Below are 18241 nucleotides of genomic sequence, written 5' to 3' on the forward strand. Positions count from 1 at the left end.
ATGAATTTGGCTCATTTGCCTTTACCCCATATACCTGCCCATAGGTTTTACCTCTTCAAATACCTTTTGGTAAGAGAATATTTCGGACTCAAGTACAAATAACCTGCATATAAGCCATAGTATGAGAATTGTGGATAACCGGGTAAATGATAGAATAGAATGATGAACCTTATTATTCATACAAAGATTCATTGTTGTGAAAAATACAATTCATTGGATTAAACCATAATGGAATTTCGAACATGGAAATATCTGAAGAAGTAATAGACGGGATTCGAGAATTAATCACAATAGGGGTCGGTCATTCAGCCGGAATGATAAACGAACTGACCAAAGCTCATGTTACCCTGACCGTCCCTGAAGTCAGGATATTTGATATAAACCACCAGACGGCCCTATCTGCCCTGGATGTCACCGATCCTGATGAATCATCCCAGGTAATTCTCTCATTCTCCGGAGAATATACCGGTTCATTAAGCCTCATCATCCCCTATAAAAGTGCAATACATCTCGTTATTCTCCTGACTGGGGAAGAGGGCTCTCCTGATGAGATGGATGCACTCAGGGTTGAAACTCTCATTGAAGTCGGGAATGTTGTTATCAGTTCGGTTATGAGCTCATTCTCTATCCTTCTCTCATCTCCTCTCACCTTTCTCTACCCGGTGTACCGGATTGGAAAATGGGTGGAAAATTCTCTTATTATCAATTCTCACCCCAAACTGGGAATCCTGGCCCGAACGAAATTTCAGATCCAGGATCGTGAGATCGAGGGCTTTTTATTCTTTTCAATTACATCAGAATCATTTGACTCTATGCAGCAAACCATTCTGGAGATCATGGAGAAGGGGCTATGACATCTGATTATGCATCCATCATCTCTCAAAGCCTCAATACCCTCCCGGTTGGTATCTGCATCATCCGGGAGGATCACACCATCACCTTCTGGAACCGGACTATAGAAACGTGGACCGGTATCAGCCAAATCCAGGCTGAAGGGAGGGTTCTTGAGGATGTTGTTCCGGTGTTCAGAGAGCATCATGAAAAGTCACGGCTGAAAGTTGTATTTAAAGGAGGCGGACCGGTCATCCTCTCATCACGGTTCCATCCGCGGATTTTTCCACTCAGGGATAACTCCCAGAATGAGGGAAAATATCAGCGAATAATAATATCTCCCTTTATTCTTCAGGATGAAGGAACACAGGCGATCATCACGGTTGAAGATGTAACGGCCATTACCGAACAGGTCTTCATGTACCGGCAGATAAAAGACCAGTTGGCCTTTGAACTTGAAGAGAAGAAAATAACACAACGTGCTCTTGAGATGGCCCTCTCGAAACTGAATAACCTCGCTTCAATCACCCGGCATGACCTGTTAAATTCTCTGACGGTCTTTGAAGGATACTTAGGGATCATTCTGAATCAGGAACCTGGAGGAAAAATTCAGACGTACCTTGAAAAGATGAGAGAATCGACGTTATCCATGAAACGGCATATCACCTTTGCCCGTGATTACCAGGAGATGGGTAATGCTGTTCCGGCCTGGTACCACGTTGAATCTTTGGTGAAAAATTCAGGAATAGGACCGAACTTCCGGGATATTATAATAGAAACCAATACCGGAAACCTGGAAATTTTAGCAGACCCGCTCATTGTAAAAGCGGTGTACAATCTGCTGGAAAATGCGGTCCGTCATGGAGAACATACCACCCACATTACGGTGTCACATGTGAAGGGCCCTGATAGTGTCACCATCATTCTTGAGGATAATGGCGTTGGGGTTCCATCAGATAAAAAGGGACGAATTTTTAACAAAGGTTTTGGATCAAATACCGGTCTTGGGCTCTTTCTTACAAGAGAGATTCTGGGTATCACCGGGATGCAGATAATCGAGACCGGAACACCGGGGAAAGGAGCCAGGTTTGAGATCCGGGTTCCTGCCGGTCATTTCAGATATCCGGGAGAGGAATGAGATCTGATATTGCTGACATTTCCACAATCTATTTCTCAAATCCCGTCATTATGATTATCAATGAGCAGTATCTTAATCGTTGATGATTCAGTATTTCAACGCAGGGTCGTCGGAGCCCCCTTACGTGCCGGGGGATTTACGGTCCATGAAGCAGTAGACGGAAATGACGGCCTTCTCAAGATAAAAGAGTTACACCCTGATCTTATCCTCCTTGATATCCTGATGCCTGAAAAAGATGGGCTGCAGGTCTTAAAAGAACTTCATGATACCGGGAATACCATACCGGTCGTGATGCTCACCTCTGATGTGCAGGACTCGACCCGGGAGGAATGTCTCTCTCTTGGAGCTCAGGCATTCCTGAATAAACCTGTGAAAGCCGAAGAACTCATCCCGGTGATTACTTCCCTGATCACGAAAGAATCATGAACCATATCACACAGCCGGTTCTCGACGGGATGGTGGAACTGGTCAATATCGGAGTTGGACGATCTGCAGGGAGCCTGAATACTCTGACCGGCCATCATGTCAGTTTGCGGGTTCCGGAGATAAAAATCATTAGGGTTACTGAATTGAAGAAGGAACTTCCCTGTCCTGACCTTCCATTTACCGTCATTAGCCAGGATTATAGTGGTGCTTTTGATGGCACTGCAATGCTCATGTTTCCGCAGGAGAGTGCTGAAGGCATCTTCCGTCTCATGATCGGTGAAGAGAAAAAAAACCAGACGAATGATGAACTCTGGCAGATGACTTTGACTGAAATTGCGAATATCATTGTAAATGCCGTCATGGGATCAATAACCAATATTCTGGGGAAAAAGATAAAGTTCCATATCCCTGAATACCATGAGGATTCACTGGAGCACATCCTCACCGATTCCCGGTTTCTCGGCGAAGAGACGGTTGCAGTCGTGCATACGATCTTTGAAGTCAGGGAAATAGAGATATCCGGAAAGATTGTTATTCTCCTGACTACCCGATCGATCGAGACGATTGCAGAATTTATTACTGAAAAGATGGCATAACTCTTTTTTTATCGTCCGGGTAAAGTATTCACATTCTTCAAGGTATGAATGCACTTTACCGGCAGGTAATGGTACCTGCCTGAAATTCTTCCATGATAATACTCATATCTGTATCTTTCCGGAAGAGAACCAGAATTCAGAGTACTGGATGACAGGTAATTCATGGTAACGATATTTGCAGGAAAAAAACTGAATCATGCATCTGAAGAGAAGGAACCGGTTTTAGTCAATCGGTTTCCCATGACCATAATGCTTTAAGAGAAATGCCCGAACTGCATCTGACTGAACCCATCCGTGATCCAGCTGGGTAACAAGGGCATCAATACGTTTCACCTGCTCAATTATTTCTATATTCTCTTTCGTATCTTCCAGTGAGGCAAGGGACATAATGATTGCAAGAGGATTTCTAATCCGGTCATTGAGGATCTGAAACTGTTCCATATTATGCTCAATCTGAACCAGACCTTTCTTTTCAATCTCCTTTTCAATCCTGACCAGGGCAGAGACATCATGAAACTGACCAATAACCTGAATAACCCCATCCGCGGTTATAATAGGGACGATAGAACAATCAAACCAGAAATCCTCTCCATCGTAGGTGAAATGATGGGTTGCATGAAGAGAACTGCCATATTCAAAGACCGTCTGGATCTGCACCGCGATCTTTTCGTAAAGATCGGATGGGAGAATCTCTTTCAGAGAAGGATATGGCGAATTTTCTGATGGGAGATGGAAGAAAGCCAGGGCACGGGAATTGAGAAATGCAATGGATGTATCCCGGTTCAGGATGAAGAGCAGATCTTCAGAGAGTTCAGCAATGGTCCGATACCGTTTTTCGCCCTCAATCAGGGCCTTATCCATGGCATGTTTATAGAGAGCCATCCGGATCGTGGTATGTAATGCCCGTTCATCGAGTGGTTTTATGAGATACCCGAACGGCTCTGAATGAACCGCTTTCTGAACCGTTGCTTCATCAGAATGGGCCGTAAGGTAGATGGCCGGTATATTATAATCTCTGCGGATGGTATCAGCAGCCTCTATTCCGGTCATCTCTCCCCGAAGTGTGATATCCATGATCATAATATCAGGGCGGAGTTCTCCAGCCTTTCTGACTGCCTCTTCTCCGGTATCAAGAATATCAAGGACCTCATATCCCAGGTCTTCAAGGCGTGCCCGTATCTCAAGGCCGGTTACAAACTCATCTTCAACGACAAGTATACGGGTGGCTGAATTCATTCTTGTCTGCCTCTGTCAGTGTGACAATGCCGGGATAGGAACTTTGTATATGATCACGGTTACCTGATATCAGCTGAAGCTCTGGGTATCCTGAAGTCTACGTATTATCATACGAGGAGATAGAGATTGTGATCATCATATTCTCATATATTTTACGCAAAGCCGGGCATCTATGCCGGGCATGACAGGAGAGGATGAGAGGAGAGGATGAACGAATAATCAGGCAGGAAGATCAGGCAGGAAATTCGATGATATAGCCAAACCCCTGGTACGTCTCATATCTGACCGTTCCATTAAGTTGTCCGGCAAGACCCCTGATTAACTGCATCCCCAGTGTATCGGGTTTCTCTATGGCCCCTTTGTCAGGAATCCCAGGTCCGCTGTCCTGATAGATGAGCCGGTACCGGGAGTTTTCCAAAGAGAAATCTATGCGAATTTCTCCAGACAGCCCCTTTGGAAAGGCGTGCTTAATTGAGTTGGTAATCAGCTCATTGATGATAAGGCTGAGTGGAACGGCTTTCTCAATCGAGAGGAATACATCTTCTGACCTGACCTTAAGAAGAATAGTCCCCGGGGATATCTGGTATGATTCAAAGATATGGTGAGCGATCTTCTCCAGGTAATCCTTGTAATCAATCCTCTTAAAATCTTCTGACTGGTAGAGTTTCTCATGGACAAGAGCAATTGACCTGATCCGGTTCTGCGACTCCAGAAGAATATCCCTGACTTCCGGTTGCTGTGTGGAACGTGCCTGCATGAAGAGGAGACTTGAGACAACCTGCATATTATTCTTAACCCTATGATGAATCTCCTTTAAGAGGATCTCTTTCTCCCGAAGCGATGTTGCTATCTGTTCTTCCATCTCCTTCTGTTTGGTCACATCACGAAAACCTGATCGGGGATCCTGCCAGGGTTGCATATGCCCCTTCCATCTCCTTCTGTTTGGTCACATCACGAAAACTAAAGACCCTGCCGACAATGGTGTACTCAATCCTCTGGGGCCTGGATGTCCGCTCAAGAATCCGGTTATCAGCCAATTCAATGACATCAAAGGAGTCAAGTTCTGGATTTTGATAGATCTCAGCAATTCTGGAACAGAAATGATCCGGATTCTGAACCCTGGATGCCTGCTCCTTCAGGATTACCCGCTCATCCCGTAATCGCAGCACGGAATCAGGAATCTGCCACATTTCTTCAAATATTTTATTATACACTGAGATATTCCGGTTATTATCCACAACTAAAATACCATCGGGGGTGGATTCGATGGTGGCTGATAAAACCGAGAGAGTCTCAAAGAGTTTCTTCTCTGCAGAGAGTCGTTCTTCTACCTCTGCCTGGAGTTCTTCATTGATAAACTGTAACTGATTTGTCCGCTCAATGACCCGCTCTTCAAGCTCCTGGTTCAGGGATTGTATCCTCTCCTCATTCGCTTTTGATTTTGAGATATCAAGGACAAATGCGACTGCTTCTTCCCTCGCCTCACCAATGAGCACATATCCGGTAAGCACCCAAATCCGGGAACCGTCCCTTCTGATATACTGTTTTTCATATGGAGTGCAAACACCGGTCTCGTGTGCCTCGGTTATCGCTTCAGCATCACGGGCACGGTATTCCGGGGGAGTGATATCGGTCCATTTCACCCCATCCCTCAAAAACTCCTCCCGTGTATACCCAATAATCCGGAGAAACTCATCATTTGCCTCAAATATACTGCCATGAATATCAGAAAAAACTGAACCAAGGATCCGGGAGTTAAATAATGCAGACAATTTTTCCTGGTTCTGCCTGAGGTCTTCCATGAGCAGGTATTTTTCAGTGATATCCTGAATGACCCCAAACACTTTGACGGGTTTTCCTTCTTCATCATAATGGAGCTCTCCGATAGAGGACAGGTACCGGTCTTCGGACCCATCAGCAGGATGGATACGATAGGTGGTATCAAAAGGAATATTCCGTTCAATTAAATCATGAATTGCAGTAGAGATCCGTTCCCGGTCAGGAATACAATCCAGAATTTCCGTTATGTCATGCAAACCATCCGCAACAGGGGAAAGTCCATAGATACGACATGCCTCCTTTGTTGCCCAGACCTTCCCGGTTTTGATATAATACTCCCAGATACCGACACGACCCGCTCGTTGTGCTTCAGTGAGACGATGATTCAGTTCAGTCAGTTCTCTCTCACTCTGCCTGACCATCTCCATCTGATCACGAAGTTCTTCCTGTTGTGAGGCCAGCTCTTCATATGAAGCGCTCAGCTCCTCATTCATCGCATAGAGTTCAGTATTTTTCTCAAGAAGCTCTGTCTCATGCGCTTTTCGTTCACTTAAGTCCCTGATTATCGCCTGGATATACCGTGTCCCCTGAATATCAATAATCCTGATACTATCCTCAACCGGAAAGGGAGTGCCGTCCTTTTTCTGATGTTCGGTTGTAAGTATGAGACTGTTCGTTTGGGACAGGCGAATTAAATCTTCCGGAATATCCTTTTTTGCTGCTTCTGACCGGAGATCAAACCACTTTTTCCCTTTCAATTCATCAGGAGAATAGCCGTACATGGATACTGCAGCATCATTTACTTCAAGGATATACCAGTCTTTATCAAGGATCAGGATTGGATCATTGGCCTGTTGCATCAGCAGGCGAATCCGTTCGGCAAGGAACAATTCATGCTCCTGCTGCTGTAACTGGTGACTGATGAACTCATTCTCCCTTGTTTTCCAGAATATCAGTACACCAAGACCGGCGATACATAGGAGGAGTACAATACCCCCCATCACAAACCGGCTGAACTCGGTGAAGTGAGCATATATCTCATCCTGGTCAATTTTCGCTACAATGAACCAGGGAGTATCAGATATATTGGTGATCGAAGCAACAACCGGGACACCACGATAGTCATCTCCTCTCACGATCCCCTTATATCCCTTTGCCGCCATAACCGCAGGTACATTCTCCTTACTGGCCGGAATAGAGAGAGAAAGACTTGCGTTCGGCACATGACGAAGGTCATTTAAAAACAGAACTTCATCTCCGACCAGACGGACGATAAGGGATTCTGCACTTCTGGTTGGGGTGGGCCAGGTCTGGATCAGCGGGAAGAGATATCTTCCTGGATCGATCTGAAAGACCAGGACTCCTAAGGATCTTTCACCCGGACGGAGACGGACCGGGACCCAGAACTCCATCTGAACGATGCCTGATTCAGGGTCTTTGAAGATGTCAGTGAAGAGTGGAGTATCAGAATCAAGTGCTCTTTTCAGGGTTGTGTCTGAGCTATAACCGGATACTGATGCAGTGTCAGGGACAGATATCACCATCTCACCGGTCCGGTTCAGCAGTATGATGCCCCGGTAATCATAACTGGCTACCAGACTGTCCAACCAGGCAATGAGATCTTCCCTGGAAACATCATATTTTTGGGAGACTTCCAGATTATACAGATACTGAGAGGGGATCTGATTCACCATGGCAACTTCAGCATCAGAGTACCGCTCATGATACCAGTCCGTAATAGTTTTTGCCTTTAATTGTGCGACGGTTTCTAGTTCAGTGGTTATCTGTTTTTCTGTCTCCTGATGCTGACTTTCAATGGCCAGATATCCAATCAGAATAATGAGACCGAAAACGAGTGATAATCCAAGGATCAAATACAGGAAATGCTGTTTATTTTCAGAAGGAGAAGATATCATAAAGCCCCCCGTCCCCGGAGTTCATTCTGAAACAGGTGAGATAACCGCGGCAGGAATGAATACCATGGCAGTATACCATCAATATTCCAAAAAACCCCTCTTCATTCCATGTTCTGTTCATGACCCATCAGCATGCAATATGTATGCAATAAGTATCCAATTGCCCTCTGAGTATTTGAGTACTTTCCCTACCGGTTCACAGAAGATATACCGATCTGATACCGGAGAAAGAGAGATAAAAAAGGATAGAATGATTAGAAAATTGTGAAAATTGTGAGAAAAATGGGAGGTACTCGTTCATAGACATACCTCATATACAAGAAATGTCGATCATTGTACTATATATATAAGAAAGATAAATAATCCGTTTATGAAACTCCGGACACGGGTTCTTTTGTTATATTTATGCATAATTACCCTTGTACTCGTCTGTCTGGGAGTTATCATGCCCTCATCAATTCATGAAAAAAACCTGCAGACAATTCATGCCGATACAGAGAACCAATTACAACATATTGACTTTGCACTCTCCAATTTTATTCAGGAGGTTGAGCAGGATATTTCCGAACTGCTGCTGCATGATATCATAACAGACCCGGATGATACCGGGTTTACAAATTTTCTGAATGCATCAGAAGATACCTTCGTCTATTCTATCGGCCCTCGGGAGGCCAAAATTATCAATGATCTGAATGCATTCAGGCTCACCCACCCGTCGGTTAATTCGGTATACATGGGTCGGGAGACTGGCACTTTTGTCAGATCCCACCCCCGGCCCAGGCCGACCCGGTACGACCCCAGAGACCGGCCCTGGTACATCCTTGGAAAAGAGAACCCGGATAAAATCATGATGACCGAGCCCTATATGTCGGTCACATCGCCGGATATCAACATCGGCATAGTCAAGGCTCTGACCTATCCGAACGGGACTGTGTATGGTGTCCTTGGAGCGGACATCACCCTTACCAACCTGACCAGGTATATCTCTTCCTTTGATATCGGGAGATCCGGAGAGATAATGCTGGTAAACGAGAGTGGAATCATCCTTGCATCACGAAATGAAAGCGCACTATTTACCAATATCCGTGAAAGTCTTGGGGAAGCCCAGACAGAGTATCTGCTCAGCACGAGCAGAGGAATTCTCACCCTCCCATCTGCATACCTCATCTTTTATACCTCACCCATGCTGGGCTGGAAATTACTGATCACCATCCCGTACCATGAGATTGAAAAAGAGATAATGGCCTCAATGATGTACATGCTCCTCTTTGTCTTCCTTGCCCTTATCCTTCTCAGCATCACCACCCTTATCATCCTTGACAAGACCATAATCCGCCCTCTTTCCTACCTGACCGATATTACGAAGAATATCACCGAGACCGGGAACCTGAACCAGAAGATAGAACTTCATACCAAAGGTGAAGTCCAGGAACTTGCAAAATCCTTTGAACGGATGATAGGCAAAATAAAGGAGGAAGAAGAGCAGAAAAACAAGGCATTCAACGAGTTATCATCATACCGGGACCATCTGGAAGATCTTGTCAGAGAAAGGACACAGCAGCTTGAGGCTGCAAATACGGATCTCATCACCGAACGAAACCGGGCAGAAGAGGCAGATCAGTTAAAGTCCGCATTTCTCGCGACCATGTCCCATGAGCTCAGAACTCCGCTCAATTCAATCATCGGGTTTACAGGCATCATCCTTCAGGGTCTGGCCGGGCCATTAAACAAGGAACAGGAGAAGCAGCTGGGGATGGTCCAGGACAGTGCCAGACATCTGCTTGCACTTATCAATGATGTCCTTGACATCTCAAAGATTGAGGCAGGAGAACTTAATATCTCACGGGAACCGGTGAATATTCAAAAATCAATAGAATCGGTCTGCACAACCCTGAGAAAGAGTGCCGAGGACAAAGGGCTTTCCCTCCATGTTGACATATCTCCGGATACAGGGTTTATTATCGGAGATCAACGAAGAATCGAGCAGATTCTCATCAACCTTATCAATAATGCAATAAAATTCACCGAACGAGGATATGTCTGCGTTAAAAGTTCGCTCAGGGAGAAGAACGTATGCATCTCCGTATCAGATACCGGTATCGGAATCAGTGAAGAGGAGATGAAAAAACTATTCAGGCCGTTCCAGCAGATCGATACCGGAACTACCCGGAAACATGAAGGAACCGGCCTTGGATTATCCATATGCAAAAAACTCGTGGAATTACATGGGGGAACCATAATGGTTACCAGCGAACCAGGAAAGGGAAGTGAATTTACGGTTATATTACCAGCTGGAGAAGAATTATCATGACTCACAAGGTTCTTGTTATCGAAGATAATGCACAAAATATGTACCTGATCCATTTTTTACTTGAATCACAGGGATATACTGTGATTGAAGCAGAAAACGGATTAATCGGCATTCAGAAGGCAAAAGAAGAGAGACCTGATATTATCCTCCTTGATATTCAGCTCCCTGAAATGGACGGATATGAGATCGCACGAATCCTCCGGAGCACTCCTGGTATTGATACCATCCCGATTATTGCTGTCACCTCCTATGCCATGGCCGGAGACAAGGAACGGATACTTGCAGCAGGGGCGACGGATTATATTGAAAAACCGATTAATCCGGCCACCTTTGTTGATCAGATAAAAGTACACTTCAAAACCCGGGAATGAGATCGTAATGAATGTTCTGATAGTCGATGATCAATACATTAACCGATACCTACTTGAAAAGCTCCTGACCGGATATGGCTATTCTGTCCTCTCTACAGAGGACGGCATGCAGGCTCTTGAAACATTACGGACCGAACACGTAGACCTTATCATCTCTGATATCCTGCTCCCGAAGATGGATGGATTCCAACTCTGCCGTGAGGTGAAAAAGGATCCCGAATTGGCCAAAATCCCATTCATCTTTTACACCGCTGCATATACCGAACAAAAGGATCGGGAATTTGCCGAAAGCCTTGGGGCGGACAGTTTTATCATAAAACCTACCGATCCAGCCGAGTTTATCGCCATTATCCGCGACCTTATTCACGAAATTCCAGAAGAACATATTGAATCAAAGACCATAATCCTTGGAGAGAATGAATACCTCACAGAACACAACAAACGCCTGATTCACCAGTTGGAGAAGAAACTCTCAGAACTTGAGGATGTGAATAAAGCACTCAGAATATCTGAAAAGAGATATAAAAACCTCTTTGAATATGCCAACGATGCCATAATCCTGCATGAGATAACCCCGAATGGTGAGTTTGGCAGGATACTGGAGGCAAACAATGTGGCCTCCTCATTGCTTGGATATACCCATGAAGAACTGCTCAGCAAACATATGGCAGAGATAGATACAGCGAAACAGTTTGCTCATTACCAGGAGTTCATGTCCACATTACTTGAGAAGAAACACCTCACCTTTGAGGGGGAGCATATCGCAAAAGACGGGCATGTCATCCCGGTTGAACTGAGCGCTCACTTATTTGAGGAGAACGGTACCAGACTCTGCCTTATTATCTGTCGCGATATCACCTTCCGAAAACAGGCGATGGAAGAACTGAAACGGGCAGTATCCCAGATTGATGATAATCTTCACCAGATTGCAATATTGGGGGATCAGATTAGAAATCCTCTCACGGTTATCATGTCATGCTGTGATGAATGTACCATGAAAGAGCATGACAAGGTTATCCAGGCAATAAAGAAGATAGATGCCTGTATCCAGAAACTGGACCTGGGATCCCTCAAATCTGAAAAGGTCCGGAATGTCCTCCTTGGACTGAACGGGTACAAGACTTATGAAATAAACCCTGACAGACAACATCCGGTTCAGGGATAAAACTCAAAGCCGGTATAACCGGATGTCAGAGATTCATAAAACAAACCTATGATGAAAATTGCCCATATCCGTGAACCTGGTCAGAACAAACCCCTCATGTTCCACCCCGGATGCTGGGCAGTGATGATAGTGGGTATCGGTGTTCTTGGGTTGTCTGGCTGGGCACTCTCCTCACGATCTCTTGTCACGATCATTCCGGATAGTGTGACAATAGCACCGATTTCAGCTCTTCTCTTTATTCTGCTCGGAATAAGTCTCTATCTTGCGGAATATGGAGTGCATGATCTCCGGTTTATGATTGTTCAGGATGTTCTCCTCATCCCTCCGGCCCTCATCGGGATATGGGTATTTCTTATGAGTTTCTTCGGGAAATCCAGTATTATCCACTGGTACATCCATTCACCAGATCAGATCTATCTGATCGCACCAGAGAGTTCCATGTCACCGGTCAGTGCTCTCTTATTTCTCCTGAGTGCACTGGGTCTGTACATAAACCGGTATCAGTTCAGATATGCACCCGTCCTTGCGATAATCCTATCATCTGCCGGGGCGTTCCTCATTATCGGATATCTGCTTGGAAATCCATTAATATACGGCATGAATATAAAACCAACCTCATTTATCAGTGCATTAGGATTCCTCTTTTGCGGAATCGGACAATTATTGTGTACACATCATGGAGAATAACGTCAGAGACCTGCTCTTCATCCATCATCCATCGGATAATCCGATATTAACAGTAGTGATATCGTGCCATACGACAGAGAGCAGCCCTGTTTTGACTCCATTATCAAATAAAAAGGTATTGGTATGGGAAGCGGACTGAAAAACCTATATACATGGAATTCAATTAAGAAGGAATAGACTCCTGCACCTTCGTCCCTCATGACACACAGAGTTCCTATTCATATTCTCCTGCACGGATATCCGGACGATATTTCCAGACTCATACTGGAAGGAATTCAGTCAGATCAGATCCTGATTGATGTGATTGTACGACCAGACCGATCCTCATGGGAGAAGTTCCCGGATGCTGCCTGCATCCTCGTAGGTAATGAACCTGATGAGACGGATCTCTCTTCCACAATACAGGAGATTAGGACATACTGGCAAACTGCAGCCGTACTCTCTTGTTCCACTGAGCCATACCGGCATGATCTTCTCCCCCTAGTTGATGGATGGTTCAGGATAGACACTATATCTTCATCATGGAGAGAGAACCTTACCGCTCTAATCATGACATCAGTTCAGAACAGGAGACAGATACATCATCATCAGATCCAGGATCAGATATACCAGAAGATCTTTTCCGAAAACACCATCCCGATGAGCCTTACCGATCCCGATACCGGTGAATTTATCGAAGTCAACCAGGCTTTTGTGCAGGCACTCGGGTACCAGCGTGAAGAGGTCATTGGGAAGACCTCCCTTGACCTGAATATCTTCAAAGATCCAGAAGACCGCAGGAAGATTGTAAGCGGGCTTCATGAACAGGCATCTCCCAGGGAAAAAGAGATCGTGATCAGGAGAAAGGATGGGAGTTATATCACCGGTTATTTCTCAGTCTGCTCCCTGAACCGGAGTGGAAAACCAGTTCTTCTCACCACCATGCATGATATCACCTATCTGAAAGAGGTGGAGGCATCCCTCTCAGCACGAAACCAGTGCATTCAGGAGATCTTATCCAGTGTCAGTGAAGGGATTGTGGTTTATGATACCAAGCTCCGATACCGGGTCTGGAACCGGTTCATGGAACATCTAACCGGTATTCCGGAAGAGGAAGTGCTGGGAAAACCAGCCCTGAATTTTCTTCCCCTGCTGAAAGGAGATGATCTCCATGGCCTTCTTGAAAAAGCTCTGAAGGGATGTGAATCTCTCTCACAGGATGTATGGTACCAGATTCCCACAACCGGTAAGAGTGGATGGGTTTCGATCATTTACACGCCGTTCCGCGATTCCAGCGGGGAGATTATCGGCGTTATCGCTTCGGTCAGGGATATCAGCGAACGGAAAACGGCAGAGGATGAGATTCGTTCACATAAAGGCCTCCTCCGCTCAATTATTGACACGGTCCCGGTATCCATCATCTGCTTTGATGAAGAAGGACGGATTCTTCTTGCAAATACCAGTTTCAGTTCATCCTTCGGTCTGAAACCCGAAGCAATAGAGGGGCATAGCTATGAGGATTTCTGTCAGGATACCAGGTTTGAGCGTCATATGCCCCTGATAACCCGTGCATTACGTGGCCGTGAAGTCCCATTCAATGAAGAGATTGAGCTTCCTGATGAGAGTCCGAAAAAACGGTTTTTAAGAGGGAGATATTCTCCACTCAAAGGAACCAACGGAAGTATCAATGGCGTTGTTGCTGTTATCATTGACATCACCGACCTCAAATCCGCACAAGCATCAGTTGAATTGGTGAATGCGAAACTACATCTCCTCTCATCGATTACCAGGCATGATATCCTGAATAGTCTGACCGGAGTTCTTGGGTACCTGACCTATGCAGAGGAAGAGGAGAATGCGCAGCAACGTGCCCAGTATATCAAAAAAGCACATCAGGTTGCCCTGCTCATTCAGGAACAGATCGAATTTACCAGGGATTACCAGGATCTTGGGGTGAAGGAACCATTGTGGCAGAATGCGGGCCGTGTTTTCTTAACCGCTATATCAGGCCTGAAAATGGGTGATATCCAGGTGGATATTCAGCTGAACGATCTTTTTGTGTATGCTGACCCCCTCCTCGAGCGGGTGATCTTCAATATTGTGGATAATGCACTCAGATATGGTGGAACGATCACCAGAATAACGTCGTACTGGTTCCAGACCGGTGCAGATGTCACCTGGGTTATCAGGGACGACGGCGTTGGAATTTCAGCGACTATGAAAGAGAGAATATTCAGGAAAGGGGTCGGAAAGAACACCGGTCTTGGGTTATTCCTGACTCGTGAGATTCTGGATATTACCGGGCTCGCGATAACTGAGACCGGTACGGAGGGTGAGGGAGCGGTGTTTGAGATCAGAATTCCTGACGGTGCATGGAAGCAGAAGGAACCAGAAATCGGCTAATTTTTCTTTGTATCAGAGATTGTTATTTCATGAATTATTTATCTTTGAACTTCAAAGAATAGAGGACTTATTGCGGAAGATGAAATATTGAAGTCCATACGAGTACCCCGGAGAATAAAAAACGGGGATGAACCCTATATCCTGTCTCCAAAAAATGATTTTTTGTTCAGGCTGCTCTTTGGTGATGACGGGAATGAAGAACTTCTCGCATCGCTTCTTAGTTCCATCCTGCATGAGGAGATTGAACATGTCGTGATAAAAAATCCATATATCCTTAAATTATTTTCAGAGGATAAAGAGGCCATTCTTGACATTAAAGCGGCTATTAATTCAAAAAAACTGGTTGATATTGAGATTCAACTCTGGAACTCACCTTGTCTGATGAGCAGGATCCTCTTCTATTGGGCACGGTTGTATGCATCGCAGATAAAACAGGGAAATGATTATACTGTTCTTCAAAAAACGACGTCCATTCTTATATTAGATGATCTTAACCATTCATCCGAAGATTATCATGCATGTTCACATTTGCATGATTGGAAACAGCACATAACACTGACTGATATGATAGAGGTACATGTCCTGGAGCTGCCAAAACTACATAACCTGAAACAGCTAGATAAAAGTAATACTCTCCTGCAATGGATGTTATTTTTTAATGCACAAACAAGGGAGGAATTAATCATGGTATCTGAAGCAAACCCGGTAATTAAGAAAGCAACTGATCTCCTCATTACGATGAGCAGGGATGAGGAGACAAGACAGATGTACGAGGCGAGAGAAGAATATCTCCTGGGAAGACAAATTGAAATTCAGGGTGCGAAAGGAGAGGGAAGAGAAGAAGGAAGGGAAACTGAAAGAAAAGATATTGCGATGAGATTAATTGAAGAAGGAATGAATGACGAATTTATTAAAAAAATTACAGGGCTTGATATTGCAGTGATTCGTTCATTGCATAATAATAGATAATAACCGGTTTCCCTCCTAAATTCTTTCCTTAACTTGCGAAAGGGACGCCAATTTTCATAATTTATTTATAATTTTACCCGGTACAGACAATTTTTCTGAGAACTTCTAGCATATGATCGCCATACATATTGACACTGATCATCTCATTCCTCCAATGTGTTTCCCTCTTTTGAACAAAACCCATTATTCAGGGTAAGTGCCGGATTTTCGGTTGAAAACATTATTTTCATTCAGTGATTTTTATTTCACCTCATTCATATATCTTGACCGCGTAGATATGGGAGCATTATTCTGGATGATGATACTGAATTCCATACGAGTACCCCGGAGAATAAAAAACGGGGATGAACCCTATATCCTGTCTCCAAAAAATGATTTTTTGTTCAGGCTGCTCTTTGGTGATGACGGGAATGAAGAACTTCTCGCATCGCTTCTTAGTTCCATCCTGCATGAGGAGATTGAACATGTCGTGATAAAAAATCCATATATCCTTAAATTATTTTCAGAGGATAAAGAGACCATTCTTGACATTAAAGCGGCTATTAATTCAAAAAAACTGGTTGATATTGAGATTCAACTCTGGAACTCACCTTGTCTGATGAGCAGGATCCTATTCTATTGGGCACGGTTGTATGCATCGCAGATAAAACAGGGAAATGATTATACTGTTCTTCAAAAAACGACGTCCATTCTTATATTAGATGATCTTAACCATTCATCCGAAGATTATCATGCATGTTCACATTTACATGATTGGAAACAGCACATAACACTGACTGATATGATAGAGGTACATGTCCTGGAGCTGCCAAAACTACATAACCTGAAACAGCTAGATAAAAGTAATACTCTCCTGCAATGGATGTTATTTTTTAATGCACAAACAAGGGAGGAATTAATCATGGTATCTGAAGCAAACCCGGTAATTAAGAAAGCAACTGATCTCCTCATTACGATGAGCAGGGATGAGGAGACAAGACAGATGTACGAGGCGAGAGAAGAATATCTCCTGGGAAGACAAATTGAAATTCAGGGTGCGAAAGGAGAGGGAAGAGAAGAAGGAAGAATAGAAGGAAGAATAGAAGGAAGGGAAACTGAAAGAAAAGATATTGCGATGAGATTAATTGAAGAAGGAATGAATGACGAATTTATTAAAAAAATTACAGGGCTTGATATTGCAGTGATTCGTTCATTGCATAATAATAGATAATAACCGGTTTCCCTCCTAAATTCTTTCCTTAACTTGCGAAAGGGACGCCAATTTTCATAATTTATTTATAATTTTACCCGGTACAGACAATTTTTCTGAGAACTTCTAGCATATGATCGCCATACATATTGACACTGATCATCTCATTCCTCCAATGTGTTTCCCTCTTTTGAATAAAACCCATTATTCAGGGTAAGTGCCGGATTTTCGGTTGAAAACATTATTTTCATTCAGTGATTTTTATTTCACCTCATTCATATATCTTGACCGCGTAGATATGGGAGCATTATTCTGGATGATGATACATTGACCCCCAAACGAGTACCCCGGAGAATTAAAAACGGGGATGAACCCTATATCCTGTCTCCGAAGAATGATTATGTATTCAGGTATCTGCTCGGCGAAGAGGGAAACGAGGAACTCCTGACTTCACTAATCAGTGCGATTCTGGGACGGAGGATTACGCATGCAACCATCAAAAACCCATATATCCTGAAATTGTATTATGATACTAAAGAATGCATTCTGGATATCAAAGCGGAGATTGATGAGAACATTCTGGTTGATATTGAGATGCAACTCTGCAACTCACCTGAATTAATCAATCGAATCCTTCTGTACTGGTCACGGTTGTATGCTTCACAGATGAAGGCAGGCGATGGATACCATGTACTCAAAAAGACGATTTCTATTCTCATCCTTGACGATGATCCATATCACACTGACGATTTTCATGTGTGTTCACGGATAATTAATTGTGTACAGAAATTTGAACTCACTGATCTTCTAGAGATACATATCCTGGAACTGCCAAAGGTACATAAGAGAAGAGAACAAGATACAAATGATAAACTGATACCATGGATGAACTTTCTGTATGCACAAACAAGGGAGGAATTAGATATGGCTTCTGAAGCAAACCCGGTTATTCGCAAAGCAACGGATATGCTCACTGCTATGAGCAGGGATGAAGAGGAGAGACTTAGATACGAAGCCCGAGAGGAGTTTTTGTTTGATCAGCAATATGGGCTTCAAGCGGCAGAGAGAAAAGGAATTCTCATCAATAAACAGGAAACAGCCAGGAGACTAATCAAAAAAGGGATGGATGACCAGTTTATCAGAGAGATTACTGGTCTGAAATTGGAAGAAATCTCTTCTATTCGCAACGAAAAAGAGGTTTAACCCTTTTCCAAAAAATATCACAGAATTTCTCCCTTTTTTTGG

The 18241-nt window shown here is 44.1% G+C and carries 15 protein-coding genes; 12 read left to right on the forward strand and 3 right to left on the reverse strand.

Features of this window, described 5'->3' with window-relative positions; all coding sequences use genetic code 11:
* Window positions 1-242: 242 nt before the first annotated feature.
* From MHUN_RS14005 to MHUN_RS14020, 4 genes are read left to right on the forward strand one after another with little or no spacing between them, the layout of a single operon-like run.
* A complete protein-coding gene (locus MHUN_RS14005; RefSeq protein ID WP_011449633.1) occupies window positions 243-854 on the forward strand; it encodes a chemotaxis protein CheC in 612 nt (203 codons plus the stop codon).
* Entirely contained in the window at window positions 851-1969 is a 1119-nt protein-coding gene (locus tag MHUN_RS17790; RefSeq protein WP_011449634.1) for a sensor histidine kinase, read from the forward strand. The genes MHUN_RS14005 and MHUN_RS17790 overlap by 4 nt, the downstream gene beginning before the upstream one ends.
* A gap of 60 nt (window positions 1970-2029) precedes the next feature.
* Window positions 2030-2395, forward strand: coding sequence for a response regulator transcription factor (locus MHUN_RS14015; RefSeq protein ID WP_011449635.1), 366 nt, complete (start codon window positions 2030-2032; stop codon window positions 2393-2395).
* The gene (locus MHUN_RS14020) at window positions 2392-2991 is read left to right on the forward strand and encodes a chemotaxis protein CheX (protein ID WP_011449636.1); all 600 of its coding nucleotides are present in this window, start codon (window positions 2392-2394) and stop codon (window positions 2989-2991) included. Before MHUN_RS14015 ends, MHUN_RS14020 begins: the two co-directional genes overlap by 4 nt.
* A 222-nt stretch (window positions 2992-3213) precedes the next feature.
* Here MHUN_RS14020 and MHUN_RS18435 read toward each other — a convergent pair whose 3' ends face one another.
* The 3 genes from MHUN_RS18435 to MHUN_RS14035 all read right to left on the reverse strand — a co-directional run bounded on the left by MHUN_RS18435 (window position 3214) and on the right by MHUN_RS14035 (window position 7922).
* Window positions 3214-4227: an ATP-binding response regulator gene (locus MHUN_RS18435; RefSeq protein WP_011449637.1), complete on the reverse strand. Its 1014-nt coding sequence runs from the start codon at window positions 4225-4227 to the stop codon at window positions 3214-3216.
* A 232-nt stretch (window positions 4228-4459) separates the two neighbouring features.
* Window positions 4460-5146 (reverse strand): sensor histidine kinase, encoded by a 687-nt coding sequence (locus tag MHUN_RS14030; RefSeq protein WP_083758475.1) that lies wholly within the window; start codon window positions 5144-5146, stop codon window positions 4460-4462.
* Window positions 5109-7922, reverse strand: a complete 2814-nt coding sequence (locus tag MHUN_RS14035) for a PAS domain S-box protein (protein ID WP_011449639.1) — start codon at window positions 7920-7922, stop codon at window positions 5109-5111. The genes MHUN_RS14030 and MHUN_RS14035 overlap by 38 nt, the downstream gene beginning before the upstream one ends.
* Window positions 7923-8367: 445 nt before the next feature.
* Here MHUN_RS14035 and MHUN_RS14045 point away from each other — a divergent pair, with 445 nt between their 5' ends.
* The 8 genes from MHUN_RS14045 (at window position 8368) to MHUN_RS14080 (ending at window position 18199) form a co-directional block, all read left to right on the forward strand.
* Window positions 8368-10233, forward strand: a complete 1866-nt coding sequence (locus MHUN_RS14045) for a hybrid sensor histidine kinase/response regulator (RefSeq protein WP_239441535.1) — start codon at window positions 8368-8370, stop codon at window positions 10231-10233.
* A complete protein-coding gene (locus tag MHUN_RS14050; protein WP_011449641.1) occupies window positions 10230-10604 on the forward strand; it encodes a response regulator in 375 nt (124 codons plus the stop codon). Before MHUN_RS14045 ends, MHUN_RS14050 begins: the two co-directional genes overlap by 4 nt.
* A gap of 7 nt (window positions 10605-10611) precedes the next feature.
* The gene (locus tag MHUN_RS17795) at window positions 10612-11769 is read left to right on the forward strand and encodes a response regulator (RefSeq protein ID WP_011449642.1); all 1158 of its coding nucleotides are present in this window, start codon (window positions 10612-10614) and stop codon (window positions 11767-11769) included.
* Between the two features lie 48 nt (window positions 11770-11817).
* Window positions 11818-12456 (forward strand): hypothetical protein, encoded by a 639-nt coding sequence (locus MHUN_RS14060; RefSeq protein WP_011449643.1) that lies wholly within the window; start codon window positions 11818-11820, stop codon window positions 12454-12456.
* A gap of 198 nt (window positions 12457-12654) precedes the next feature.
* Window positions 12655-14838 carry a PAS domain-containing protein gene (locus MHUN_RS17800; RefSeq protein ID WP_011449644.1) on the forward strand — a complete coding sequence of 728 codons (2184 nt, stop codon included), beginning with the start codon at window positions 12655-12657 and terminating at the stop codon, window positions 14836-14838.
* Between the two features lie 87 nt (window positions 14839-14925).
* Complete coding sequence (locus MHUN_RS14070) at window positions 14926-15807, forward strand: Rpn family recombination-promoting nuclease/putative transposase (RefSeq protein WP_011449645.1); 882 nt, start codon at window positions 14926-14928, stop codon at window positions 15805-15807.
* A gap of 295 nt (window positions 15808-16102) precedes the next feature.
* The gene (locus MHUN_RS14075) at window positions 16103-17017 is read left to right on the forward strand and encodes an Rpn family recombination-promoting nuclease/putative transposase (protein WP_011449646.1); all 915 of its coding nucleotides are present in this window, start codon (window positions 16103-16105) and stop codon (window positions 17015-17017) included.
* 306 nt (window positions 17018-17323) lie between these two features.
* On the forward strand, window positions 17324-18199 hold the full coding sequence (locus tag MHUN_RS14080) for an Rpn family recombination-promoting nuclease/putative transposase (RefSeq protein ID WP_011449647.1): 876 nt from the start codon (window positions 17324-17326) through the stop codon (window positions 18197-18199).
* Window positions 18200-18241 lie beyond the last annotated feature (42 nt).

Source organism: Methanospirillum hungatei JF-1 (assembly GCF_000013445.1).
GTDB classification, from domain to species: domain Archaea; phylum Halobacteriota; class Methanomicrobia; order Methanomicrobiales; family Methanospirillaceae; genus Methanospirillum; species Methanospirillum hungatei.